The organism is Yersinia mollaretii ATCC 43969 (assembly GCF_013282725.1).
GTDB lineage: Bacteria > Pseudomonadota > Gammaproteobacteria > Enterobacterales > Enterobacteriaceae > Yersinia > Yersinia mollaretii.
The window spans coordinates 2,904,754-2,930,827 of the sequence record NZ_CP054043.1; the positions used below are offsets into that span (position 1 = coordinate 2,904,754).

Genomic DNA, 26,074 nt, shown 5'->3' on the forward strand with positions numbered 1-26,074 from the left:
ATTGCTGCCTTGCTGCAACTCCAATAACTTTGGCTAATTGTCTCGTTAGCTTCTAAAGTTGCGGCAATATCGGCTTAAAAATTCATCTCGTTAGCTTCATCCAGCGCGGCGCGCATCTGTTTTTTGCGCAGCATGGCTTGCATAGTGTCGCGGCCAATCATATGGAGCGCGTGAGTGGGGCAAACCGAGATACAGGCGGGGCCAGCCGCACGCCCTTCGCACAAATCACATTTTTGCGCTTCGGCTTTGAGGCAAAAGCCCTGCGAGAGGCCGTTGAACATGACTTCGACCTGTTTGGTCACTACATTCATGGCCCCATAGGGACAGGCCACGACGCAGGTTTTGCAGCCAATGCACTTCTCTTGCAGCACCTGAATGCTGTCCGCCGCCCGAATAATCGCGCCGTTGGGGCAGACATTGGCGCAAGGAGCGTCTTCGCAGTGACGGCACATAATGGTGGTACTGACATTCAACCCCTTGACCACTTTCAGTCGTGGGGCAAAATTGGCCTTGGTCATGGTCTCCAATCGGCCACCATTGTGTGCCAGCACGCAGGCGACCTCGCAGGTGCGACAGCCGATGCATTTTTTGGGGTCGGCTATTATGAATCGGTTCATTGCTTTCTCCTTACCCTTCATCTTTCAAACCGCAGATGCGTTGGCTGCTTTCGTTCACCCGAATCACTGACTGATGTCAGCTCATCGGGACTCTCTCACTTGCCGCCTTCCTGCACTTTGAAATCTATTGGGTAACTCTATTGTCATCTTTCAAACCGCAGATGCGTTGGCTGCTTTCGTTCACCCGAATCACTGACTGATGTCAGCTCATCGGGATTCACTCATTTGCCGCCTTCCTGCACTTTGAAATCTATTGGGTAACTCTGTTGTCATCTTTCAAATTGCAGGTGTGTTGGCTGCTTTCGTTCACCCGAATCACTGACTGATGTCAGCTCATCGGGATTCACTCATTTGCCGCCTTCCTGCACTTTGAAATCTATTGGGTAACTCTGTTGTCATCTTTCAAACCGCAGATGTGTTGGCTGCGCTCGCGCGTCCGAATCACTGACTTGAATACATTCACCCACATGTTGCATGGTTTATGCCAAGTTGGTCCTGTGACATGAAAGTGAATGAATGCTATTGTTTTATAAAGGATTAATCAGTTTTGGTGATTGGCGAAGAGAGCTGGGGGAACTGTCGGCGGGTGTGACGTCGGCAAATTTGACGACGCCACGCCGTCACTGATCTATAGATGCGCGAAACCGCCGTCACCCTGCCAGTGGGGTAGCTGTTGATAGACGATCTCCACCGCCTGTTTGACGATATCAGTCATCGGGAAGTAGAACGCGACCAATGTCGGTTGGATGCCGACAAAAATTACCTCGCGGATATCCTCCTTGAGCTGATCGATCAAAAAATTGAGCGGCAAATTATGGGTGCTCATGATGAACATCTCAGCAATCCGCTCCGGGTCAATGATTCGAATCTCCCCTGGGGCCAGCTCCATCTCCGCTGCATCAACAATAATCAGCCGCGAGGGTTGCAAGGCGCGGACACGATGCACTACGTTTTCCGGTGCTGAACCGCCGTCGATTACCTGCCAATCGGTTAAGGGCTGCTGAGTCATGCGCTCGGCCAACAACGGGCCTGCGCCATCATCACCCATCATGCTGTTGCCGACGGTTAAAACGACATTAGTGACTGTATTGGGATAGCTCATGGGCGGCGTTTCACCATTAAGTAGATGGCCGGTTCCTGCTCGATATCGTACAGAATTTGCAGCAGTTGTTGGCTCCATGGCTGGTGCAGCGAGGCCGCGTCTTCAGCCAGTGGCGCAAAGGCTTTCGCCAGCAATTGGGTATGGGTACTGTCGATGGTGATCTCACCAAACTTCAGCAGGCCCGCCATTTTGCGGCGCGCTTCACCCTCAGGGAGTTGGCTAAACCACTGCTCATACTCTGCCAGCGGGCAGGCCAATATCGCTTTCAGGCAATCAATCACCCCCACATGGTGGCCGATCGCCAAGGAGTAATACATCACCTGCCGCGCCTGCTCGGGCATGTCGTCGTCACTGTCGAGGAACTTCTGGTTCAGCGCATAGAAAATCACCTTAGCGCTCATAGGTGACACCTCCTGCCAGTTGCATCATGGCTATCTGTTGTAGGCAAGCAAAGATCTCGCTCAAGCGCGGATCATCTTGCTGGCTGAGGTAGCTCTGGCAGCGCTGATCTAACCCCTGCAAGGGCTGATTGACCAGCAGTGACAAAAAGCGATCGGTGATCTCCCGCCCGTGACGATATCCCGCCATGCGGCGGGCTTCGCGCTCCAGCAACACGCGCAGTGTCAGCGGCGCATCCGGGTGAATCAGTGCCACCCGCTCGTCGGCTGCCTCCTGATGATCCTCCCCCTTGAGTTTCTGCTCCAACAGGCCGAGTGCTACCGCAAAGCCATAAATAGTGGCGGCAGGGGTCGGCGGGCAGCCGGGGATATAAACATCAATCGGTACAATGGTGTCACTGCCGCCCCAGACACAATAGAGGTCGTGGAAGATGCCGCCGCCACAACCGCAAGCGCCGTAAGAGACACAGATTTTAGGATCAGGCGCAGATTCATAAGCGCGCAGTGCCGGGCTACGCATGGCGCGAGTGACAGCCCCGGTGAACAGCAAAATATCCGCATGGCGCGGCGAGGCGACCACTTTGATACCGAAGCGCTCGGTGTCGAACAGCGGCGTAATCGAGGAGAAAATCTCAATTTCGCAGCCGTTGCAGCCACCGCAATCCACCCGATAGACATAGGCGGAGCGCTTGATATCTTTCAGCAGTTTGCTTTTTAACTGCGCGACAGCGGGGTCCAGTGGCACGGGCTGGCTAACATGATGCCCCCAGATAGATTTTGTTGGCGTTGGCTGACTCATAGGTGACTCCCCTCATCAGGGTGCGGATTGAGTATCACATTGTGATTGATGACAATATTCTGTTGACGCTTGCACTCCGGGCAGGTTTCAAAATGGGGCCGTTGCTGCTCAATATCCTCCGCACTCATCCCCGAATGAATCAGCAGTGCCATGACATAATCCACCTCTTTTTTCGGTGCGAAAGCGCTCTGGCACTGCTGGCAATGGGCGAGGGTGAAGCTGGCGCGTTGATAGAGATCCGCTTTGTTGAACACCGCCAGCTCGAACTCTTGTGACAGCACAATGGCGCGCGTCGGGCAGACCTCCTCACAACGGCCACAGAAAATGCAGCGCCCGAGGAACAACTGCCACTGGCGAGTTCCGTTGGCGATATCGGTCTCCATCGTCAGTGCATTCGCCGGGCAGGCGAGGGTGCACGCGCCACATGCAATGCACTGCTCGGCATCATATTGGGGTTTGCCACGAAAACCCTGACTGACCTCGAGCGGCTTAAACGGGTATTTCACCGTGGTATCGCCGACTTTTCGCAGGATTTTAAACAGTTTTAACATTCTTCATCCCTCTATTTGAGCGGCGAATGAGTGCGCTCGATGCCATAACGCTCGATCTCTTTGTACGGCACGGTGACGGATTTCTGCTTGCGCACATCCACCAAAGTGACCCGGTCAGTACAGGAGTAGCAAGGATCGAGGCTGCCAATAATCAGCGGCGCATCAGAGACGGTATTGCCACGCAGCATATAGCGCAGCACTGGCCAATTGGCATAGGTGGCGGCACGGCAGCGCCAGCGGAACAGTTTCTGGTTGTCGCCGGTCATGCTCCAGTGAACATCTTCGCCACGGGGGGCTTCGGAGAAACCGAGAGCAAATTTGTACGGCTGATAGTGGACCTTCTCCTCCAGTAACGGGCCGCCCGGCATATGGTTCAGGCCATATTCAATCATCACCAGCGAGTCAAAGAACTCGCGCACCCGCACCAACAGGCGCGAATTCACGTCGCAACCCTCCAAGCTAAACAGCTCTTTCGGCACGTTGGCATAGTTGGCGTAGGGGTGGTCGTGGCGCATATCACGGGCATAACCACTGGCGCGGATCATCGGGCCGACCGGGCTGAAATCGCGGGCAATTTTGCGATCCAACAGGCCCACCCCCACGGTGCGCTGCTCAATGTTGGCGGTGCTCATCAGCATATCCACCAACTGGCCGATATCGGCGCGCATCTCGGCCACCAACTGAAGGGTTTTGAGGCGGTCGGCTTTTAGAATATCGCGGCGCACCCCGCCAATCAGATTCAGGCCGTAGGTTTTACGCGCTCCGGTCAGCATCTCGGCGATGGTCATGGCTTTCTCGCGCACGCGGAAAAACTGCATAAAACCGGTATCAAAACCGACAAAGTGGCAAGAGAGGCCAATATTGAGCAGATGACTGTGCAGCCGCTCCACCTCCAGCAAAATGGTGCGGATCATCTGCGCCCGTGGCGGCACGATAATGCCCAGTGCATTCTCAATCGACGAGGTGTAGGCCACACTGTGAGTGAAGCCGCAAATGCCGCAAATGCGGTCAGAGAGGAAAGTGACGTCGTTGTAGCCCATGCGGGTTTCAGCCAATTTTTCCATGCCGCGATGGACATAAAACAGGCGGTAGTCGGCATCAATAATGTCTTCGCCATCGACGAACAGGCGGAAGTGGCCCGGCTCATCGGAGGTGATGTGCATCGGGCCGATCGGCACTACGCGGCTGCTACTGCCCGCTTCATTTTCAAACTGATAAGTTTCGGTATCCCCCGTGGGGGTGGGGCGCTGGCGATAATCCATGGTGTCTTTGCGCAGCGGATAGAGGTCATCCGGCCAATCATCGGGCAGCACTAAACGGCGCTCATCGGGCAGACCCACCGGTTGCAGGCCATACATATCGCGCACTTCGCGCTCACCCCAGACGGCCGCCGGAACGCGCGGTGTCACTGACGGGAACTCAGGCCGTTCGGGGCTGATCAGCGCTTTGACGATCACCCAGCACTTGTCACCATAGTGTTTGCCAGTCTCCGCGCCGTACTGTTCGCGGCCCTCCATCGACAGCACATAGTAAATGGCAAAATAGCCATTTAGAGTGCGCTCATCATTGCCGAACAACACCGATAGCCAGCCGCCTTGCTGATAATAGAGGTGCTCCACCACCTCCGGCAGGCTGTTGAGCTTAATGGTGATAGTCAATTGGTCGTGGGTCTGCCACTCCTCATCAAGGATCGCCGTCGGAAATTGTTCACGTAGGCGGGCCACATAGGCGGCACCTAATTTTTCACCGCCGTGTGGCTGACCTGAAACGGGCTGGCCTGAAGCCGGAATAGCTGAAATGGGCGTTTCGTGAGTCACGTTACATCTCCTGACGTGTCGGGGTAAGTTGCAGGGCGGTTTGCGTCTCAGCGACAGAAGGGGCCGCCGGAGAAATCTCTGTTATTGGGGGGCGCGATTGCCACGGCAACAGAAAGGGTTGCTCAATAGGGGCGCTGTTGTCGCCTTTGAGCACAATTTGTGTCGCATCAGTCAGTAAGCGGGTCACTGGCGAGGGAATATGCACCCCCAGTAGCAGCATCAGCAGCAATAAGATCACCATCGGCGCGGTAGTGAGAATCCCCAGTTCACCTTTGCTGACCGCTTCCGGCGGGGTGCCCAGCACGGTGCTGGCAATCATGCGCACCAATCCGGCCAGCACCAGTGTCAGCAGCAAGAGCAGTGCAATCACCAACCCGATATGCCCGGCTTTAATCGCCGCTGCCACCACCATAAATTCGCTGATAAACACATTAAATGGCGGCATCCCCGCCAGCGCCAATGCGCCCCCGGCCAATAACACGGCGGTAAGTGGAGCGACACGAATAATGCCTTTAATCGCCCCCATATCCCGCGTGCCATATTTCAGCAGCACGTTACCGGAGCCACAGAACAGCAAGGTTTTCGCCAGACTGTGATTCAAGGTGTGGAACAGTGCAGCCAGCACCCCCAGCGGGCCACCAATTCCCAGCGCCACGGCGATAAGCCCCATGTTCTCGACACTGGAGTAGGCCAGCAGACGTTTCATATCGCGCTGCGCCAGAATAAAGAACGCGGAGACCGCCACCGACATCATGCCGAACACCAACAGCAGCATTTGCGGGAAGTGCGGCCCGATGGCGGCGCTGATAATGATGTAGTAGCGGATGATTACCAGCAGGGCGCAGTTGAGCAGCACCGCCGATAGCAAGGCGCTGGTGGGGCTAGGTGCTTCACTGTGGGCATCCGGTAGCCATGAATGCATCGGGAACAGGCCAGTTTTGGTGCCAAAGCCAATTAGGATAAAGACAAAGGCCAAATGCATCAGGCTGGGGTCTAGCTCTTTGGCGTGCTCGGAGACTACGGTCCAGAAAATGGCGCTCCCCGGATCCGCCAGTACATTGGCGGCATTGGCATACACCAACACCGTGCCGTACAGCCCGAATGCCACCCCCACGGTACAGATAATAATGTACTTCCAAGCCGCCTCCAGTGAGGATCGCTGACCATATAGCCCCACCAAAAAGGCTGAGCTGAGGGTGGTGGCTTCGATGCCCACCCACATCAGAATCAGGTTATTGCTGGTGACCACCAGCAGCATGGTGAACAGGAATAGATGGAAGAAACCATAATAGTTGCACAGGGTGCCCACGGTGATTTCGCCATTATTCACTTCATGGCGCATATAGCCGAGGGAGTAGAGGCCAGTGATAAAACCGATAATGCCCAGAATGGCGAGGAACAGGGCACTGAGGCTGTCGATATGCAGCCAATCATGGGCGGCCAGAATGTCTCCGCCGAGCGCCACCCGACACACCACCGTCAAGGCCACGACTAGCAACAGACTGATACCGACAAAATGAACCCCAGTGGTTGCCATGCGGGCGGCACTGCCCAAGGCGCGACAGGCAAAGGCCAGCAGTGAGGTGATTAGCGGTATCGCCAGCAGCAATAACAGCAGGTCAGTATGACTCATTTCATTACCCCTTTAGCGCCGTCAGTTGTTTAACATCCAGCGTGTGCAGCGTGCGGTAAATCTTGCGCGCCATGAACGTCATCACAATCACCGCGAAAATAGCATCAGTGGCAATGCCAATCTCGACCAGCTCCGGTGCGCGGAAGGCCAGCAGCGCCAGCATCAAATGCGCGCCATTCTCCATCAGGCAGTAACCAAAGATATTTTTCAGGATATTGCGCTGGGTAACGATACAGAGCAGGCCAATCAGGAAATGCCCCAGAGAGACTGCCAGTGCGGGTTTCAGCGCGCTGACCATCGGCAACTGCACCGGCTCGACTACGAAGTAGCTCAGCAAGATGATGATGGCGGCGATAAAAATCAGGCTGGCGGTGCCAATCACCCCGCCGTTAGCTTTGGGGTCCTCCATCTGGCGAAAGGCGCGGTACATAATCCACGGCACCAGCACCACCTTGGTGATAAAGGCGGTGAGCGACCAGAGGTACAGTTCGTGGGCGTTGAGTGTCTCGGCCAATACCAGAAAAATCAGCACTAACACCAGCGACTGCAAGGCATAAAACAGCGCTGAAGTGGCGGGTTTCTTCACGATAATCACCAGCAGCGAGGTGATGATCAGCAGCCCAGCCAGATTGTTGACGACAAGAGTGTTGATGAGTAATGGTGTTCCGGTCATGATTTTTTACTCCCTTATCCGAGCCAGGCGACGGCAATGAAGCTTGAGCACACTGACATGATCACCAAAATCACCAGCACCCCCTGCATCGCCAGCGGCAGCGGTTTGGCACTGGCGATCGCCTCGGATGGCTTACCGGGCACGGTCTGCCCGAACCAGTAGAGGAACCAGCCGAAACTCGCCACCGACTCAATCAACGCCAATACCAGCAGCGGTATTAGCAGCCAATGTTCGTGAGAGAGCGAGAAGCCCGCGGCGAAAATAGGGAATTTGCTGAAGAAGCCGTTGAACGGCGGTACCCCGGTGATCGCCAGTGCGGCGACACAGAATCCCACCCCCAGCAGCGGCATTTTGCCCATCATGCCCTTGAGTTTCGGCAACATGCGGGTGCCACAACTGTAGCTCAGCGCCCCCGCGACCAAGAAGAACAGGCTCTTGGCGAAAGCATGGTTGAAGATGTAAGCAATGCCGCCGTCAAAGGCCATTTTCGAGCCGTAGACCGACAGTGACAGCGCGAAGAAGATGTAGGAGAGCTGGGTAATGGTGGAGTAGGCCAGCAGCCGTTTCATATCTTTTTGCGGCAGATACATAAAGAAGCCATAAATCAGCGTGATAACCGCCATCACCATACCCACAGTACCGATAATCTGCGGCACATCACCTGCGGAGTAGATGGCGCGGGCGAAGATATAGACGCCCACTTTGACCATCGAGGCCGCGTGAAGATAGGAGCTGACGGGGGTGGGCGCTTCCATCGCATCGGGCAACCAGATATGCAGCGGTAGCTGAGCTGATTTCCCCCACGCGGCGAACAAGATGCCGCCGAACACGATGATCTTAGTGGTGTGATCCAGTTGTGCCAGCGCCGTCAGGGCAAAGGTGCCCGTATTGACCAGCAGCACCGCCGCCGCCAAGTAGAGGCCGATGGCCGCCACATGGGTTACTAACAGCGCTTTGAGTGCGGATCGCAGTGACTTTTGGCTCTGGTAGTAACCAATCAAGCCCCATGAGCAGCCGCCCGTGATTTCAAAGAAGAAGAGCTGGCCCAGCAGGGTGGATGATAAAACCAAGCCAGCCATTGCACCGATGAATACCAGCAGCAGCGCGTAGTAGCGGTTGGTGCCTTCGTGTGGATGCTCGCGGTTGCCCAGTGTCAAATAACCGGTGGAGTAGATGCTCACCAGCAGCCCGAGGAAGACCACGGCGAAAGCAATCAGGGTGCTGATACGGTCGATCGTCAGGCCGAATAGCGCCATATCACCGTAATGAATCAGATCAAAGGTGACATCAATCTTCCCGCCGGTTAAGTAGCCATAGGCCAACAGCACCGTCCCCAAGGTGGCCAGTAGCGCAAAGAGGCTACAGGACCATTTCGCCATGCGCTGAGGTAGACAGGCGGTGAGGATCGCCCCGGCAAACGGGACCAATATAGTCGCAAAGGCCGTATTCATAAGGGCTATATTCATAAGAGCCATGTTCTCCATGATGGGTTTATTAGCTCCTTAAAGACCGGTGAGATAGAAAACCAAGGATAGGGTGGCAACACCAAACCCCAGCCAGGTAATACGGGAGGTCAACAGGAAGCGCCCACGGGCGATACTGTTTTCCACGAGGGAGGCGAGGACAAACAGCAGCGCCAATTTGACCACGCAAGCCACCAGCGCCCATAACAGACCCGGCCCGCTGAGCACCGCCAGCTTGCCGAACGGGATAAACACCGCAAGGAATAACTGTGCCACCACCACCTGTTTTAGGCTGATGCCCCATTTGACCAGCCCCAGCGATGCGCCGGAGTACTCTGTCAGCGGCCCCTCCTGTAGCTCTTGCTCCGCTTCGGCGACATCAAACGGGATTTTTCCCATCTCGATAAATACCGCGAAACCACAGGCCAGCAGCGCCAGCGCGGTGGCGGTCGGCGACTGCCAGTGGCCCTCCGACAGGGCGGTGCTGATGGTGCCGATATTGGTGGAGCCGGCAATCAGCCCGACCACTAACAGGGAGAGGATCAGGGTCGGTTCGACCAGCACGCCCAGAGTTAGCTCACGGCTGGCCCCGATACCGGCGAAGATGCTGCCGCTGTCCAGACCCGCCAGTGAGAAGAAGAAGCGGAACAGTGCGAACAGGTAGAGCAGGGCGATCAAGTCGCCCGCCACGCCAAATGGCGATGACAGAGTGAAAATCGGCAGCGCCATGGCAATCAGCAACATACTGCCCAGCAGCACATAGGGCATCAGGCGGAAAATAATGCCCGCGTTGGCCGGAGCCACATCTTGCCGTTTCAGCAGCTTGGCTAAATCACGATACTCTTGCAGCACCCCCGGCCCACGGCGGGAGTGCATTCGGGCTTTCACCATGCGGGAGATACCCGACATCAGCGGTGCCAGCGCCAGCATGAAAAGCGCCTGCCCAAAGGCGAAGGCCATCATAGAGACTGTCGGCATATCAGTAGTTGGCATTGCTCGTCTCCTTAAATCGCCGCCACAATCAGCAGAATCACCAGCGCGGCGACCACATACAGACAGTAGAGGCGGAAATCACCCTGTTGCAGCCATTGAATTCGCTGGCTGAGCCATTGGATCAAGCGGATAAGCGGGGCCACAATTTTGTCGTCCCATAGCGGTTCCACCCGCGTCGCGCCGCTGATGGAGTGCTCCAGCGCACTCTGCATCATCGGGGCGGGATCCAGCTTTTTGCGCATCCGGTAGAGCGGGGCGAACATCACCCGCAGCGGCTGAGTAAAGCCCCCTGCGGAGACGGTCATTGCCTGCTCGTAGGCATAGCCGCAAGCCCAAGGGTCGCCGCCATGACGAAATGCCAGACGGCTGCCTTTGTAGAGGCTGGCGACCAGCAAAATCACCAGCGGCAAGATCAGTAAACCGAAGAAGATAGCGAGGGTGGAGAGCATCGCCTGAGAACTCTGTTGCGGGAACAGCACCGCGCCTTGTGCCACTTGTAAAGTCGACACTGACGGTGCGGCTATCAGGCTAGCGGCAATGCGGCCAATGACCGGAGCCACCTGGGTAGCACCTATCCCCAACAGCAAACAGAGCAACGCCAGCAGCAGCATGGCGGTGGTCATTGGCCACGGGACTTCCCGCGCAAGGGATGCTTTTTCTGTGCGCGGCAGGCCGCAGAAGCTGATGCCGTACACTTTGACGAAGCACATCGCCGCCAGTGCGCCAGTGATCGCCAGCATCACAATGGCAATCGGCCCAGCGAGACGAATGATAAAATTGCCCTCTTGGGTCATGGTAAACAGTGATTGATAGGTGAACCATTCACTGACGAAACCATTAAACGGCGGCAGGGCCGAGATAGCCATACAGCCGACCAAAAAGGCCAGCGCGGTGTAAGGCATGGCTCTGGCGAGTCCGCCCATCTTCTCCATATCTTTGGTGTGGACGCGGTAAATCACGGCACCCGCGCCGAGGAACAGCAGCCCTTTGAAAACGGCGTGGTTGAGCAGATGGTAGAGCGCGCCGAGCAGGCCAAGGGCGGCCAATATGGGCTGGTGGCTGGCAATCCCTATCATGCCGACCCCGACGCCCATCAGGATAATGCCGATATTTTCGACTGTGTGATAAGCCAGCAGTCGTTTGATATCGTGCTCGGCCAGTGCATACAGCACCCCCAACACCGAGGAGACCGCGCCGAATCCCAGCACTACCACGCCCCACCAGAGTTGGCTGGCACCGAGTAGATCAATGCCCACTTTGATGATGCCGAAAATACCGATTTTCACCATCACACCGGACATCAGGGCCGAGGCATGAGAGGGGGCGGCGGGGTGCGCACGCGGCAGCCAGCCGTGGAGTGGCAACATCCCCGCTTTGGCACCAAAACCGAAAAAGGCCAACAAGAAGATGATCGAGGCCATGATGGGTTGCGGATTGGCCTGCCGGAAAGCAGCAAACTCCAGACTGCCACTGAGACGATAGAGCAGGAAGAAGGCAATCATAATCAGCACCGAACCGGCATGGGCAATCAGAAAGTAGAGCAAGCCCGCACTGATAGCATCGTCATCCTGATCGGAGATCACCAAGAAATAGGAGGCCAGTGACATCATCTCGAAGAAAATGATGAAATAGAAAGCGTTATCCACCACCACCAGCGCCACCATCGAGGCGATGAAGAGATTCATAAATACCCCCATCGCCCACGCCCCGCGCCCTTTGTACTCCTGCACATAAGCCAATGAGTAGAGTGCGGTTATCACTACCAGCAATGAAATGACCAGCAACATAAAGGCGGCCAAGGGGTCAAGTCGTAGACTGAATGCCGCGAAGGGGAATGGACCCGCCGTGACGAAGGTAATAATCCCGCCACCCAGTAAGGTGGGGGCGGCGGCCAACAGACCCGCTACACCGCCAAGCAGCGACGCCAGCCCCGAGGCATAAATCGCCAGCGTTTCGCGCCGTGCTAACAGCAGGGAGAGCAGCGCGCCCGCTAGATAGAGCAATAAAGAGAGCCACAATAGCTCCAGCGACGTCATCATCTTTTCTGCTCCTCGTGAGAGAGGGTGGGCGAGCCGTCCACGGCCATAAAGGGCAGGTCATTGGCAAACCAACGAGCCGCCGCCATGCGTTTAGCCTGATTCGCCAGCTCGATGCTCTGCTCATCCACCAGCATCAAAGCATGGGTCGGGCAGACCCGTACACACTCTGGCCCTTCAGGCCGGAAGTGGCATAAATCACATTTCACCGCCACGGTGCGCACCCCCGCATTCCAAGCAAGGAAGGGGTTCATATTGGCTGGGCTGAACGGCACATCGGAGAGTTCGCTCATCGGAATGTATTCCGGGAAAGTGTCTGGCACCGCCAAGGGTTTACTGCCCGCAGGGGTGATAGCACCAAATGGGCAGGCGATGCCACAAAGCTTGCAGCCGATACAGGTGGTCTCATCCAATTCAACCGAGTTATTGGTCAGGGTGATGGCATTGACTGGGCAAACTCGAGCACACCACGCATCCTCGCAGTGGCGACAGAGAATCGGTGCCGTCACCGTGGCGTTACGCATCACGGTCAATCTGGGATGCTCTTGTAAACCCTCGGCTTTATGCACTTGGCTGCATGCAGCCATGCAGGTGTTGCATCCAATACAAAGCCTCGGCTCCGCAATCACAAAGCGGTTCATAGCCATACCCTCCGGGACAAAAATCTGGTGACAGTCAGGCTGATAGCGATCATTTCCCAGCTCTAAAGCATATTTTGTGCCAGTACGGCAGCGGCGGTGGAAAAAGCCCTGTAGAGACCCTCCGGCTGGGGGGGCGGTCAATTACAGAGAGTGCGTCGAGAGGTAAAAGGCCGTCAAAACAGGATGATTGCCACCCAGAATGTCGACATTAGTGACGAAAACCCTGCTCGGTGATGACACTTCGACAGTGATTATTTACCTGATGAATTTCCAATCTATCCAATCTGATTAATGGCTTTATTTATCAGTATGTTATGTGGAGTGATAAACAGTGAAAAAGCACTGTATTGCTGGCATCTTCTTTGCATCGCTTTGGCGAGAGAGATCACTACAGGAGCAGCACACTCATGCATGAGATCACCTTGTGCCAAAACGCCATTACCTTGATGGAGCAGCAGGCCCGACTGCATGGCGCGCAGCGGATTACCGGGGTGTGGTTGGAAACTGGGGCCTTTTCCTGTGTCGAGCCGCAGGCATTGACGTTCTGTTTTGAGCTGGTGTGCCGTGGCACGATGGCGGAGGGCTGTGTTTTGCACCTGAGCCAACAGCCGTCGCAGGTGTGGTGCCATGATTGCCAGCAGGACGTTAATTTACTCAGCAGCAAAGTGACGCGCTGCCCATTGTGCGCGGGTAGCCACTTACGAATTGGTGCAGCGGATGATGGGGTGATGATTAAGCGGCTGGAGGTGCAATGAATTTACTTTTTCTTGCTGAAACAGGGCGATGGGCTGACACCGAGGTCAGATTATGTGTATAGGCATTCCGGGGCAAATTGTGGCATTGGATGAGACGCAGGCGGGCACGGCTTGGGTTGATGTGTGCGGCGTGCGGCGCAGTGTCAATATTATGCTGGTGGCCGAGGATGCGCAGGCCAGTGCCGCATTGATCGGCCATTGGGTGCTGGTGCATGTGGGGTTTGCCATGAGTCGGTTGGATGAGGATGAGGCACTGGAGACGTTGCAGTTGTTGCAGGAGATGGGGGAGGTTGAGGCGGATGTGGGGGCGTTTTTGGGACAAAGGTGAGGGGGAGCAGGTTTCGGTTGATGATTTGGTGCTGATGCTTGGGATAAATGCTTGGTGCTTATGTTCGGTTGTCAGAGCTTCACGGCTCACTTGATCTCCGATGTACCAACCGCCAAAGGGGGCGGCGGCCCCCTTGTGGAATCCCGCGCTGGCGCGAAAGATTACTGCTGTTTGCAGTGCCCTCCGGCAGTTTGCGGGCTATTCGAACCGGGGCTGACTCGCTCCCAGCTCGACAGCCCCTTTCGCCGGATATTCGTCCCATCCATGGGACTCACCCCTTTGGGGCCGCTGCAAACAGCGTTCAAATCTGCTCCCAGCAGATTTGTCCTTGCGGCTCATTCGGCCCGCAATCTTTGTCGGTAATCATTTCTGATTGCGCTTTAGGTCAAAAGAGAAAGGCAAAACCAAACCAAGCCAGAATTTATTTTGGCGCGGGTTCTGGGGTTGGGGTGGTTTTCTGTTTCTCTGCCGCCAGTCGGTGTTCTAGCTCGACGAGTTGTTCAGGCGAGACGGCGGGGTAGCCTTGGGCATCATCCGGTATGACGTGTACTGCCGGAATCGGGATTAATGGCCCGAGGAAGCGCGGTTCACGTTTCAGGAGGTAGAGATCGGATAGTGCACCGAGGCGGGCGAAGATTTCGCGTACCCGCACGCTAAGCATATCTTTGGGGGATGGTACGGCGAAACATTGCGCCTGAATCCCCATATGCAAGGCGATAAATAGTGCCCGTTCACAGTGGAAGCGCTGGGTAATGATAATAAAATCATTGGTGTCAAAGACTTTTCGGGTGCGGACAATGGAGTCCAGTGTGCGGAAACCGGCGTAATCCAGCACGATATCCGCTGGCGCGACACCCGCAGCGATCAAGTCACGGCGCATGGTCATCGGTTCGTTATAACTTTGCAGGGCGTTATCACCACTGAGCAGCAAGTAACTGACCTTGCCGCTATTATACGCGTTTATCGCACCTTGAATACGATATTTATAGAACTGATTGATGCCACCCGCGCGATAATATTTAGCGGTGCCTAGTACCACGCCAACCTGTCGATGGGGCAAATCTTGTAGTTCGTCATAGATAAAGGGGGCTGTTTTCCAACTGATCCAGCGATCGAGCACAATAGCTGTGACCATCAGCAACCCTGCGATGATAATTAAGCTAATAATCAGGCGTTTCCACATTCTCGGGCCTTCGATGCATTCTGCTCACTGGTGATAATTTCAAGGCTACTGTACCTGATCCCCATCATCTTTCAAGCCGTAGGTGTGTTGGCTGCGCTCGGTCACCCGAATCACTTACCGATGTAAGCTCATCGGGATTATGAGCCTCACCAGAGGCTCACCCTGCGGGCCAGCGCAAGCGCTGTTCAAAGTGGTTTACAACCAATTTGTCTCTTGCTTGCCGCCTTCCTGCAACTCGAAATCTATTGGGGATAATTTTCCTCTTTCAAGCCGCAGGTGTGTTGGCTACGCGCGATCACCCGAATCACTGACAAAGTGCTCGAATGGTGAGGATAAGCAGATCGTAAAGACGCCGTAGATCCATCCATGGAGGCTCGAGCCGCGCCATCCTTGGCGCGGACGCTTTACTCTTCTGCCTGTCCTCACCACTTGAGGTCAAGTCGCTGAGGTTTGTCAGCGGTCTGGCAGCCCATACCGAAGCACAGGCCGGATAAGGTTTAGAACGAAGTCCGTTTATAGGTGCGGTACTGCGGTTGCCAGTAGTTGTGCTCAATGGCTTTCGCCAGTGCTTCTTCTGAGGTCACAATGGCGACACCTTGCAGTTGTGCTGCTTTGCCGACTTGCATCGCAATGGTTTTTGAGACGGCTTGGATATCATCGATATTAGGCAGTAACGCGCCTTCACCGTTGAGAGCCAGTGGTGAACACTCTGCTAATGCACGGCTGGCGGCCATCAACATACCGTCGGTGACGCGCTTGGCACCGGATGCCAGCACACCTAAACCAATACCGGGGAAGATATAGGAGTTGTTGCACTGGGCAATGGGATAGAGTTTCTCTTTGTAGCTGACTGGTGAGAATGGGCTGCCAGTCGCGACCAATGCGGCCCCCTCAGTCCAGTTGATGATATCTTCTGGCCGTGCTTCAACCCGCGATGTTGGGTTAGAGAGTGGCATCACAATTGGCCGTGGGCAGTGCTTGTGCATCTCTCGGATCAGCTCTTCCGTAAACAGCCCTGGTTGGCCTGATACACCAATCAGCACGGTGGGTTTGGCATTGCACACCACATCCAGCAGCGAAATTGAGTCACTGGCCAGATTCCAGTGTTGCAGCGCATCACTTTTCTGTACCAGCTTGCTTTGGAAATCCAACAAATTTGGCAGCTTATCAGTTAGCAGGCCGAAGCGGTCAACCATAAAGACCCGCCCACGCGCTTGCTCTTCACTCAGACCTTCGGAGATCATCTGCGCGATGATCTGCTCTGCAATCCCGCAACCCGCTGATCCAGCACCGAGGAAGGTGACGGTTTGGTCGCGCAATTGGCTACCTGCCGCGTGGCTGGCGGCAATCAGGCTGCCGAGTGTGACGGCGGCTGTCCCTTGAATGTCATCGTTGAAACAGCACAGCTCATCGCGGTAGCGGTTCAGCAGCGGGGTGGCATTGTTCTGAGCAAAATCTTCAAACTGTAACAACACATTCGGCCAGCGGCGTTTTACTGCCTGAATGAATTCATCGACGAAAGCATAATATTCGTCACCGGAAATGCGCGGATGACGCCAGCCCATATACAGCGGGTCATTCAGCCGTTGTGGGTTGTTGGTGCCAACATCTAATACCACGGGCAATGTATACGCTGGGCTGATACCACCACACGCGGTATACAATGACAGTTTACCGATGGGAATGCCCATGCCGCCAATGCCCTGATCACCCAGGCCGAGAATGCGCTCGCCGTCGGTCACCACGATCACTTTAACATTCTGTTTGGTGGCGTTTTGCAGCATATCGTCAATGTGTTCACGATTGGGATAGGAGATAAATAGCCCGCGTGCACGGCGATAAATATCCGAGAAGTGTTCACATGCCTCGCCGACCGTCGGCGTGTAGATAATCGGCATCATCTCGCTGAGATGCGCTTCCAACAGGCGATAAAATAGGGTTTCGTTGGTGTCTTGAATGTTGCGCAGATAGATATGTTTATCGTCGTCGTTTTTGAAATCCTGATACTGGCGGTAAGCACGCTCTGCCTGCTCTTCAATGGTTTCAACCGCTTCCGGCAACAAGCCGTGTAAGTTGAAGTGGTTGCGTTCTTCATTGGTAAAGGCGCTGCCTTTGTTCAGCAGAGGGAATTCTAACAGGATAGGACCGGCGTAGGGGATATAGAGGGAGCGCTTACTTTCGTATTCAAGTTCCATGAGTTTTACTCTTAGACGTTATCAGGTAGTTGCCCCCGATCCTAAAAGATAAGAGAAATATGTACAGCTTTTGTTAGTTAAATATGTGGGGCACTGGTAGAAATGCGAGTTATCTTGCAGATTTAGTCATTAGTGGCGGGAATGTGTTGTTTGGTGAACTGGGGTTAGCAATATAACCCCAGAAAATTGACTTAGATTAGCTTAAAAAGTGACGCGGCTGACGTCTGAGCAACCCAAGGCCGCCAGTGTGGCATGAGTGGCATCCCACTGACTTAATATTGCGTTATTACCCTCCACCAGCACGGCACGGCGGATAGCGCCACAGGCTTTGCCGGACAGATTGGTCAGAATCAAGGCTGCTTGTAGCGGGGGCAGGCTAGGGTTGAATGCTGCGTTTTCAGCATAACGGCCCGTGTAGATCGTGCCATCCGCCAGCTCTACAGCTACACCGCTGTGAGAGAGGCTATAAGGGGCATGACTGAGATTGGCAGCATCAAGTGCGGCTTGCGTCAGAGGGTCGGTTTCTGCGATAGAGTAGCCATGGTTTACCGGGTCCATCAGCAGGGTGGTGATAGCCAGATCTTTCGGGCCGAATGCATCTGGCAGATAGTGACCCAATGTAGACGCAGGGCGGCCGGGCAGATGAATATGTAAGTCAGTGCCACTGTTTAGCTCATTCATAAACTGGCGGCAATGACCACAAGGCGTGTAATTGACTGTAATCGACACCAGACTCGCTTCACCGCGTAGCCAAGAGTGAGTGACCGCACACTGCTCGGCATGGATAGTTTGCTGCAAGGGCGTGCCGCTGAACTCCATATTGGCACCGAAATAGAGATTGCCGCTTTTGCCGCGAGCAATGGCACCGACCATAAAGTGGGAGATGGGCGTCAGTGCGCAGGCGGCCGCTAGGGGTAACAAGGCAAAAGCCAACGCATCATCATCTAACCCACTGATCTCTTTTACCGTTTTCACTTGCTCGGCGGTCAGCATGGCAGGGAAATCGTTTGCGCTCAGAATAGGTTCAAGTGCGGATTGCAGTGCAGCGGGCAGCTCAGCCCAAGGGGCGTGAAAACGTGCTTGCATGGGATTTTCTCCAATTGTAACGGGAAGCTATTTTAGGCAGCTTAGGGCGCTAATGGTGTGATGTAGATCCCGTTATGTATGAAATCTATGCAAGTAAAATGACTAATGAGCGATGTATCTCAAATTTATGCATTAATTCTGGTGATAAATCCTCGTCAGGAGCTGGGGATCAACCAAATAGATGCAACAGCACCGGAAATAGGAACGGGGCTACCAACGAGGTGATAATCCCGCAAATAACCAGCGCCAGTGAGCTGAACGCGCCCTCCTGATAGTCCAATTCAGCACAGCGGGCGGTGCCCAGCGCATGGGAAGCGGTCCCCATTGCCAAACCTCGTGAGGCTTTGGTGGTGATTTTCAATACATTCAGCAAGCTGTGACCAAAGACCGCCCCCAGAATCCCGACAAAAATCACACAAACTGCACTGATGGCGGGCAAGCCATGAATAGATTCGGCTACCGCCATGGCAATAGGGGTTGTCACGGATTTAGGTAATACTGACGCGGCAATCTCGGGGGTTGCCCCCATCCACAGGGCAACAGCGGTGCCACTGACCATAGCCGTGATACTGCCGATAAAACAGATGGTTATGATGGATTTCCAGCGCGCACGGATTTGATGCAACTGTTCATACAGCGGAAAAGCCAATGCCACCACCGCAGGCTGTAGCAGGTCATTCAGGACTTTGCTGCCAGCAAAATAGTTGGCATAGGGCATGTGTGTCACCAACAGCAGTGGGATGATCACGACCATAGATATCAGTAATGGATTTAGCAGTGGCATTTTCAGCCAGCGGGCCAGATAGCGCGCGCCGAAGAACACAATTAAGGTCAGTGGCAGTGACCACCACAAGTTGCTGATCATTTGTCATCCTCCGTCTGAGTTGGAGAACCGATCACCTTGCGTTCGCGGTGGACATAATGTGAGCTATAACCCACCACTAACATCACAATCAGAGTGCTGACAAAGCAGGAGACGACAATCGGGCCGAATTGCTTGGTGAGCTGGTCGTAATATTGCATCACGCCGACACCGATCGGGACAAACAGCAGCGCCATGTAGCGGATCAGTATCTGGCATCCGGGTTTGACCCAAGTTGAAGGCAAGAGTTGCAAAGAGAGTAGGGTAAACAGAATCAGCATACCGATGATACTGCCGGGGATAGTGATGGGCAGTAGCAAGGCCACGAATTTACCGACAAATAGGCAGAGGTAAATAAGGGCAAAAGCCCGCAGGTACTGCCAGCAAAGTGAAGTCACATTGCGCATAGTCATCGTCCTGAGTTACGGAATATATTCATCATACAATTAACTTCAATTATGTGCTAGCCATCACACTATGAATTATAACCCTATCCTCTTTCAGGCTCCGTGTTTGATATCTATTGGCTATGCTCTGAGACCTGATGGGATTGAGTTGTCTGCGCTTTGGCGAGCAGATAACCGCGATAGAAAAAGGCTAGCCCTAAAATAGCCGCGATAATCAGCATATAGAACATCATCTGCGGTGCGGCGTAGGCTAACAAGAAACCACAAAGTACCGGATTAACGGCCCCGCCCAGTTGGCCGAGATTCTGCGCTCCATAGTAACTGCCTTTAAGATTCGCTGGCGCAATAAAATCGATAAACAAGTACTCGACCGGAATAACAATAATCTCGCCCAATGAGAAAATCGCCATTGCCAACATCCATAACGGGATTGAGTCCTGAGCGACCATAAATCCGAACAGACCGATGATAAAGAACAGGGTGCCGAGCATCAACCAGCGCATTAAATTTTGCTGGTTCATGCGGTGGCTCAATAGGTATTGCAGGGTAATCACAATCACGGCATTCACGGTCATGACGGCACCGATCACCTGATAGGCAAATTGGGCATCGGCAACGGTAATCAGATATTGCGATAGATAGCCGGAGAACTGGCCGAAAACAATCGCGCTGAACATGCCTCCGAGGGTGAAATAGATCAGCCGCTTATCGTGGCGCAAGATGCGGAATGTTTGGCGAAAATCGGGTGCGGGTTCAGTCAGTGTGGGTGAAGAGAGTGACATGTCGGCACTGTTTATTCTGAATTTCAGAGTGATGGCGACCAGCAACGCCAGTGCACCTGAAATGATAAACGGCACTTGTGGGCCGATGTTGACGACCAAAAAACCTAATGCCGGGCCGACCGCCCAACCGACATTGACCAGCGTGTAGTTAGCGGAAAAGGCTTTGATGCGTTGATTGACCGGTAGCCAGTCGGCAAAACAGGCTTTAATCGCGATAGCGTAGACCGAGTAAGCGCAGTTTAGCAGGGCCAGAATCAAGATGATCCAAGCGGGATGTTCAACCCAGGGTAAGGCAAAAAAGGTGGCCGAAAAGATCATGATTGCCAGCAAGATCAACCGCTTTTTATTGAATTTATCCACCAGATAGCCGCCATACAGACTGACGATAATACCCAATGTCAAACTTGCTCCTAGCACTAACCCAACCTTATCGGGTGAGAGTTGAAAATGCTCAGCCAGATAGATGGTGATGAAGGGCAGGGTAACGGCTCGGCCGATAGTTAACACCAGCGAAGCAATCAGCAGGTTGGTGACACGCGATGGAAATCCTTTCATGGTATTTTCTTATTTTTAATTATTTGAATAATTGACTGTTTCTGTACGGTTTTTTTGATAAAAAAGTGACTCGCACAGCATAACGACAGCAGCTCAGCCAGTTACATTAGACTATTGCAGGCAGAAGAGAGAGGGGGGCGCAGAAATATATTTGCAAACAGCAGGTCGCGTTGAGCCGACCTGTGATTAAGATATTTGCCCTTCGTCATTGGAGTTGCAGCTAACAACCCTGCAACTTCAAGGACGAAGGGGGAGATTTAGCCTAAATACTCGATGATAGACAGCCCGCCATTATAATCGGTGCTGTAGATAATCCCCTGCGCATCAACAAAGACATCACATGACTGAATGACTTGCGGGCGACCGGGGCGTTTATCCATCATTTTTTCTGGTGCGGCGGGCACCAACGCGCCGGCCTCCTTCGGCTGATAGGGATTGCTGATGTCATAAGCGCGGACACCGGCATTCTGGTAAGTGGCAAAAATCAGTGATGAGCTGATAAAACTGCCCGGACGGTTCTCATGCAGATTATGTGGGCCAAAATGTGCGCCTTTTTTCACATAATCCCGCTCATCGGGCACTGGGAAGGTCGAGATACTCACCGGATTGCTCGGCTCGCGAATGTCAAATAGCCAGATATGCTTCTCACCATCTTCTTGATTGTCCAGCACTGCTTCATCCAGTACCACCAATAGGTCGCGATCCGGCAGTGGCAGCGCGGTATGGGTGCCACCGCCAAAAGGGGGGCTCCAGTTGCGATGACTGATGAGTTTAGGCTCTTGTCGATCACTAACATCCAATAGGGTCAGCCCGCCGTCGCGCCAACTGCCATAGGCGGTGTCACCACTGATAATGGCATGGTGCAGGGCGTAGCGTTTGCCCTCTGGCCAGCTTGCTTGTTCACCAGCGGCAGTATGCATGCCGGGCAGCGCATAACGGCCTGCGACTTGGGGTTTTTGTGGATCAGCCAGATCAATGGTGAGGAAGATATAATCACTGTAGCCATCAAGTAGCGCAGAAACATAGGCCCAGCGCCCGCCGACGTACCAGATGCGGTGAATGCCAATGCCATCGAGGGGCAAGAAGCTGATTTCACGCGGTTTATCGGGCGTCGAAATATCAAAAATGCGTAAACCGGCGCTCCAACTGCGACCCTCCTGACGGGTGCTGACGGTCTGTGCCACTGAGCGGGTGTAATACACTTTTTCTTCGGCAAAACTGGCGTCAGCAAACAGGTCACGGGCATTAATCACCAGTAGTAGGTCATCATGGGCCTGTAAGTGTACATTCCAAGTATTGGCGGGGGCGGCGATAAAACCCGCAGGGCGCGGGTTTTTCGCGTCCCGTACATCAATAATGGATACTCCTTGTGACACCATATGGCCGACATAGGCGTAACCACGGTGCACCATGACTTGCACACCGTCGGGTTTACCCCCCTGATCGCTATGACCAATCAGCCGCATATTGCGGCTGTATTCTGGTGTCGGCAAGGTTCCTTGCGTTGCCATCTCTTTCACTCCAAATCAATCGGCCCTATTGGCCTTTGCTGTTGGCGATTACTGCGCGTTTTTAGCCGCAAGGGTGGCAAACCACGGTGAGTTGAAATCATCAGACTGGCCCCAACCCGGAATGATTTTACTCAAACCCGCCACATTCACTGGGCCGGGTTGGCTGGCGAGCAGAGCTTGAGGAATGGAGGCTGCACGGAACTCATAGCTGGCTGGTGTAGCTTCTCCAGCAATTTTCTTGGCGACCAGACGCAAGTTCACCGCACCGATCAGTTTCGGATCGACGGCGACACTGACTTTCCACGGGCTATTAGCTTCACGCATCAGTTGCAAATCCTGATTCGAGATATCAATGCTGTACAGTTTGATTTCGGTGCGACCATTCTCCTGTAAGGCTTTATAAGCGCCTTGAGAAAATGCATCCCAAGTTCCCCAGATAGCGTCAATCTTGCCTTTCGGGTATTTCGCCAACACCGCACCGACTTTATTGGCTGTGTCACCTTGAACATCTGAAGAGACCGCGCCGATAGACTCCAGCTCATTAATACCCGGATTCTGTTTCAGCAGTGCTTGATAAGCCGCCTGACGGCGTTCCATTGGCGGGAAGCCAGCAACCCAAAGTTTGATGATATTGGCTTTGCCATTGAAGTCTTTGACCAATTGACCAAATGATTCATTGGTTAGGGAAGCATCATCCTGCTGAGTCACTGTCAGGCCGGGGATCTCGCCCTGAATCGCGGTATCAAATACCGAGACTGCAATGCCGCTGGCCGCAATGCGCTTCACTAACTCCGTTGAGTAAGGGTCGCGGCCCTGAGAAAGAATAATGCCGTCATATTTTTGGCTGATGGCTTGATTCACGAAGTCCTGAAAACGGGCGTCATCGCCGTTGCTCAAGAAGGTGTCCACTTTGAAACCGAGCTTTTTGCCCTCTTTCAACACGCCAGAGAGAAACTGTGTGGTGTTGTCGTCAGAACCCAAATTACGGATGACCGCGATTTTAATCTGCCCTTGATGTTTGGCGATAGCCTCAGGGATGGGGGCGAGTGTGGCGGTGTCCGCAGCGAATACCGGCAGTGCCGTCAGCAGGCTCAAGGCCAGTAAAGGGGAAGCAATTTTTTTCATCCGGAACTCCGTCATGGTGTCGATAAGTTATGCAATGTGTGCTGCAATCATTTTTATAGCTATCATCATTTATAGCTGTCTTTGTGTCTAGACGTCTATCTGTCTCTGTACAGCATCATAACCATAACTTTTTTGATAAGGAATTAACTTTGTTATGAATTTTTGGATCGCGTTATATCCTTTAGTTTGGATAGTGCAAATAAGCAGCAAAAAGGCGGGGCGGGGATAGTAGGAGGTTTGGGCTGGGGTGATGGGCGCAATGGAAAAGCATCGCGGAAAAGGCGAAAAAAATGCCGATCAGGTTTCCCTCATCGGCACAGTGAAAAAATCACGGTGATTGATAACAAACCCGATATCAAGTCAGGTGCGTCAAGGGGCGACTGTCCCTTGGGGCGCTTCGGTCGCTTACGCGACTACGACCCCCACGGCATATTTCCCCTTCAATCAACTTTGTCAGCAATCTGGTGACAAAATCACTTTATGCTACTTCACTTGCATGCCCGGCTGAGCACCCGCGTCTGGGCTGAGCAGGAAGATATCCTTGCCGCCAGGGCCTGCGGCCATCACCATGCCTTCAGAGAGACCAAAGCGCATTTTGCGGGGAGCCAGATTCGCCACCATCATGGTTAAGCGGCCTTCCAACACTTTTGGATCGGGGTACGCCGAGCGAATGCCGGAGAACACTTGACGGGTTTCACCACCAATATCCAGTGTCAGTTTCAGTAGCTTATCTGAGCCTTCGACAAATTCTGCTTGTTGAATCAGCGCGATCCGCATATCCACTTTAGCGAAATCATCAAAGCTGATGATGTCCTGAATGGGGTCATCGGCTAATGGGCCAGTTGCTACCACGGCTGCCGCCATATCCTCTTTAGAAGAGGCGACCATTTCGTTTACCTTGTCCAGATCGATACGGTTAAACAGCGCTTTAAAGGTATTAATCTGGTGGCCCAACAGCGGCTGCTCAATGCTATCCCATGTCAATTCGGTATTGAGGAAAGCCTCAGTACGCTCATTCAGGGAGGGCAAGACCGGTTTCAGGTAAGTCATTAGCACGCGGAACAGGTTGATGCCCATGGAGCAAATGGCTTGCAACTCGGCGTCACGACCCTCTTCTTTTGCTACTACCCACGGCGCTTGCTCATCAATATAGCGGTTGGCAACATCAGCCAGCGCCATGATTTCGCGGATGGCTTTGCTTGATTCGCGGCTGTTGTAGGCATCAGCAATGCTCACAGCGGCATCGGTGAAGGTTTTATACAGAGCTGGGTCTGCAAGCTGGTCAGCTAACTTGCCCGCAAAGCGTTTGTTGATAAAACCGGCATTACGGGAGGCTAGATTCACCACTTTGTTGACGATATCGGCATTAACGCGCTGGACAAAATCTTCCAGATTCAAATCGATATCATCAATGCGCGAAGAGAGCTTCGCGGCATAGTAATAACGCAGGCAATCGGCGTCCAGATGCTTCAGGTAAGTGCCTGCTTTGATGAATGTGCCACGGGATTTTGACATTTTTGCGCCGTTGACCGTGACATAACCATGGACGAACAGGTTGGTTGGCTTGCGGAAGTTACTGCCCTCCAGCATCGCCGGCCAGAACAGGCTATGGAAGTAAACGATATCTTTACCGATGAAGTGATAGAGATCTGCGTCAGAATCTTTACGCCAAAATTCATCAAAATCTAAATCGCCGCGCTTATCGCACAGATTTTTGAACGCCCCCATGTAGCCGATAGGGGCATCAAGCCAGACGTAGAAATACTTACCTGGCGCATCGGGTATTTCGAAACCAAAGTAAGGTGCATCACGGGAGATATCCCACTGTTGCAGACCTGATTCGAACCACTCCTGCATTTTGTTGGCCACTTGCTCTTGCAGTGCGCCGGAACGGGTCCAAGCTTGCAGCATGTCACTGAAGGCTGGCAGATCGAAGAAGAAGTGCTCCGATTCGCGCATCACCGGTGTCGCACCGGAAACGGCAGATTTCGGGTCGATAAGTTCAGTCGGGCTATAAGTTGCGCCGCAGACTTCGCAGTTATCGCCGTATTGGTCTGGCGATTTACACTTAGGGCAGGTGCCTTTAACAAAACGATCGGGCAGGAACATGCCTTTCTCAGGATCATAGAGCTGAGAAATTGTGCGATTTTTGATATAGCCATTCGCCTTCAGGCGGCTGTATATCAGGCTCGACAGTTCACGGTTTTCATCACTGTGCGTGGAGTGATAGTTATCATAGCTGATAGCGAAACCGGCGAAATCCTGTTGGTGCTCCTGACTCATTTCGGCAATCATCTGCTCCGGTTCGATACCCAGTTGCTGAGCTTTCAGCATGATTGGGGTGCCGTGAGCATCATCTGCACAGATAAAATGAACCTGGTTGCCGCGCATTCGCTGGAAACGGACCCAGATGTCTGCCTGGATGTGCTCGAGCATGTGGCCGAGATGAATTGAACCGTTAGCGTATGGTAGCGCGCACGTCACCAATATTTTTTTCGCGACTTGAGCCATAGTGGGAAATTGCTTTCTTTATGTCGATTAAAGGGTCTTTGATGTTAACCG

At 53.7% G+C, this 26,074-nt stretch carries 23 protein-coding genes; 2 read left to right on the forward strand and 21 right to left on the reverse strand.

The window, feature by feature from the left end; translation table 11 throughout:
- Positions 1 to 74: 74 nt before the first annotated feature.
- From HRD69_RS12785 to HRD69_RS12840, 12 genes are all read right to left on the reverse strand, one after another.
- A complete protein-coding gene (locus HRD69_RS12785; protein WP_032815704.1) occupies positions 75 to 617 on the reverse strand; it encodes a 4Fe-4S binding protein in 543 nt (180 codons plus the stop codon).
- A 628-nt stretch (positions 618 to 1,245) separates the two neighbouring features.
- Positions 1,246 to 1,719 (reverse strand): hydrogenase maturation peptidase HycI, encoded by a 474-nt coding sequence (hycI, locus tag HRD69_RS12790; RefSeq protein ID WP_032815529.1) that lies wholly within the window; start codon positions 1,717 to 1,719, stop codon positions 1,246 to 1,248.
- A complete protein-coding gene (locus HRD69_RS12795; protein WP_032815530.1) occupies positions 1,716 to 2,120 on the reverse strand; it encodes a formate hydrogenlyase maturation HycH family protein in 405 nt (134 codons plus the stop codon). The genes hycI and HRD69_RS12795 overlap by 4 nt, the downstream gene beginning before the upstream one ends.
- Complete coding sequence (locus tag HRD69_RS12800) at positions 2,110 to 2,916, reverse strand: NADH-quinone oxidoreductase subunit B family protein (protein WP_032815531.1); 807 nt, start codon at positions 2,914 to 2,916, stop codon at positions 2,110 to 2,112. Before HRD69_RS12800 ends, HRD69_RS12795 begins: the two co-directional genes overlap by 11 nt.
- Positions 2,913 to 3,467 carry a hydrogenase 4 subunit H gene (gene hyfH, locus HRD69_RS12805; RefSeq protein ID WP_004877795.1) on the reverse strand — a complete coding sequence of 185 codons (555 nt, stop codon included), beginning with the start codon at positions 3,465 to 3,467 and terminating at the stop codon, positions 2,913 to 2,915. The genes HRD69_RS12800 and hyfH overlap by 4 nt, the downstream gene beginning before the upstream one ends.
- Positions 3,468 to 3,478: 11 nt before the next feature.
- The gene (locus HRD69_RS12810) at positions 3,479 to 5,284 is read right to left on the reverse strand and encodes a hydrogenase large subunit (protein WP_004877798.1); all 1,806 of its coding nucleotides are present in this window, start codon (positions 5,282 to 5,284) and stop codon (positions 3,479 to 3,481) included.
- A gap of 1 nt (position 5,285) precedes the next feature.
- Complete coding sequence (locus HRD69_RS12815) at positions 5,286 to 6,917, reverse strand: hydrogenase 4 subunit F (protein ID WP_004877801.1); 1,632 nt, start codon at positions 6,915 to 6,917, stop codon at positions 5,286 to 5,288.
- A gap of 4 nt (positions 6,918 to 6,921) precedes the next feature.
- Positions 6,922 to 7,590, reverse strand: a complete 669-nt coding sequence (gene hyfE / locus HRD69_RS12820) for a hydrogenase 4 membrane subunit (RefSeq protein ID WP_004877802.1) — start codon at positions 7,588 to 7,590, stop codon at positions 6,922 to 6,924.
- 14 nt (positions 7,591 to 7,604) lie between these two features.
- On the reverse strand, positions 7,605 to 9,056 hold the full coding sequence (locus HRD69_RS12825; RefSeq protein ID WP_425273813.1) for a hydrogenase 4 subunit D: 1,452 nt from the start codon (positions 9,054 to 9,056) through the stop codon (positions 7,605 to 7,607).
- A gap of 36 nt (positions 9,057 to 9,092) precedes the next feature.
- Entirely contained in the window at positions 9,093 to 10,046 is a 954-nt protein-coding gene (locus HRD69_RS12830) for a respiratory chain complex I subunit 1 family protein (RefSeq protein WP_032815536.1), read from the reverse strand.
- Between the two features lie 11 nt (positions 10,047 to 10,057).
- Positions 10,058 to 12,085, reverse strand: coding sequence for a hydrogenase 4 subunit B (hyfB, locus tag HRD69_RS12835; protein ID WP_032815537.1), 2,028 nt, complete (start codon positions 12,083 to 12,085; stop codon positions 10,058 to 10,060).
- Positions 12,082 to 12,723, reverse strand: a complete 642-nt coding sequence (locus HRD69_RS12840) for a 4Fe-4S dicluster domain-containing protein (RefSeq protein WP_032815538.1) — start codon at positions 12,721 to 12,723, stop codon at positions 12,082 to 12,084. Before HRD69_RS12840 ends, hyfB begins: the two co-directional genes overlap by 4 nt.
- A gap of 407 nt (positions 12,724 to 13,130) precedes the next feature.
- On the opposite strand from HRD69_RS12840, the gene hypA reads away from it, so the two are divergent.
- A complete protein-coding gene (gene hypA, locus HRD69_RS12845) occupies positions 13,131 to 13,478 on the forward strand; it encodes a hydrogenase maturation nickel metallochaperone HypA (RefSeq protein WP_004877812.1) in 348 nt (115 codons plus the stop codon).
- A 52-nt stretch (positions 13,479 to 13,530) separates the two neighbouring features.
- Positions 13,531 to 13,806, forward strand: a complete 276-nt coding sequence (locus HRD69_RS12850) for a HypC/HybG/HupF family hydrogenase formation chaperone (protein WP_004877814.1) — start codon at positions 13,531 to 13,533, stop codon at positions 13,804 to 13,806.
- A 421-nt stretch (positions 13,807 to 14,227) separates the two neighbouring features.
- Here HRD69_RS12850 and sanA read toward each other — a convergent pair whose 3' ends face one another.
- The 9 genes from sanA to metG form a co-directional block, all read right to left on the reverse strand.
- Positions 14,228 to 14,989: an outer membrane permeability protein SanA gene (sanA, locus tag HRD69_RS12855; protein WP_004877817.1), complete on the reverse strand. Its 762-nt coding sequence runs from the start codon at positions 14,987 to 14,989 to the stop codon at positions 14,228 to 14,230.
- A 497-nt stretch (positions 14,990 to 15,486) separates the two neighbouring features.
- Positions 15,487 to 17,184, reverse strand: a complete 1,698-nt coding sequence (locus HRD69_RS12860; protein WP_004873682.1) for an NAD-dependent malic enzyme — start codon at positions 17,182 to 17,184, stop codon at positions 15,487 to 15,489.
- Positions 17,185 to 17,385: 201 nt separating this feature from the next.
- The gene (cdd, locus tag HRD69_RS12865; RefSeq protein WP_004873681.1) at positions 17,386 to 18,270 is read right to left on the reverse strand and encodes a cytidine deaminase; all 885 of its coding nucleotides are present in this window, start codon (positions 18,268 to 18,270) and stop codon (positions 17,386 to 17,388) included.
- A 169-nt stretch (positions 18,271 to 18,439) separates the two neighbouring features.
- Positions 18,440 to 19,135, reverse strand: a complete 696-nt coding sequence (locus HRD69_RS12870) for a CidB/LrgB family autolysis modulator (RefSeq protein ID WP_032813102.1) — start codon at positions 19,133 to 19,135, stop codon at positions 18,440 to 18,442.
- Positions 19,132 to 19,539, reverse strand: a complete 408-nt coding sequence (locus HRD69_RS12875; RefSeq protein WP_032813101.1) for a CidA/LrgA family protein — start codon at positions 19,537 to 19,539, stop codon at positions 19,132 to 19,134. Before HRD69_RS12875 ends, HRD69_RS12870 begins: the two co-directional genes overlap by 4 nt.
- Positions 19,540 to 19,652: 113 nt before the next feature.
- Positions 19,653 to 20,876 carry an MFS transporter gene (locus tag HRD69_RS12880; RefSeq protein ID WP_004873678.1) on the reverse strand — a complete coding sequence of 408 codons (1,224 nt, stop codon included), beginning with the start codon at positions 20,874 to 20,876 and terminating at the stop codon, positions 19,653 to 19,655.
- A 257-nt stretch (positions 20,877 to 21,133) separates the two neighbouring features.
- Positions 21,134 to 22,387 carry an LVIVD repeat-containing protein gene (locus tag HRD69_RS12885; RefSeq protein WP_032813099.1) on the reverse strand — a complete coding sequence of 418 codons (1,254 nt, stop codon included), beginning with the start codon at positions 22,385 to 22,387 and terminating at the stop codon, positions 21,134 to 21,136.
- A 48-nt stretch (positions 22,388 to 22,435) separates the two neighbouring features.
- Positions 22,436 to 23,512, reverse strand: coding sequence for a sugar ABC transporter substrate-binding protein (locus tag HRD69_RS12890; RefSeq protein WP_004873676.1), 1,077 nt, complete (start codon positions 23,510 to 23,512; stop codon positions 22,436 to 22,438).
- 483 nt (positions 23,513 to 23,995) lie between these two features.
- Positions 23,996 to 26,023 (reverse strand): methionine--tRNA ligase, encoded by a 2,028-nt coding sequence (metG, locus tag HRD69_RS12895; protein ID WP_032813098.1) that lies wholly within the window; start codon positions 26,021 to 26,023, stop codon positions 23,996 to 23,998.
- Positions 26,024 to 26,074: the final 51 nt, after the last annotated feature.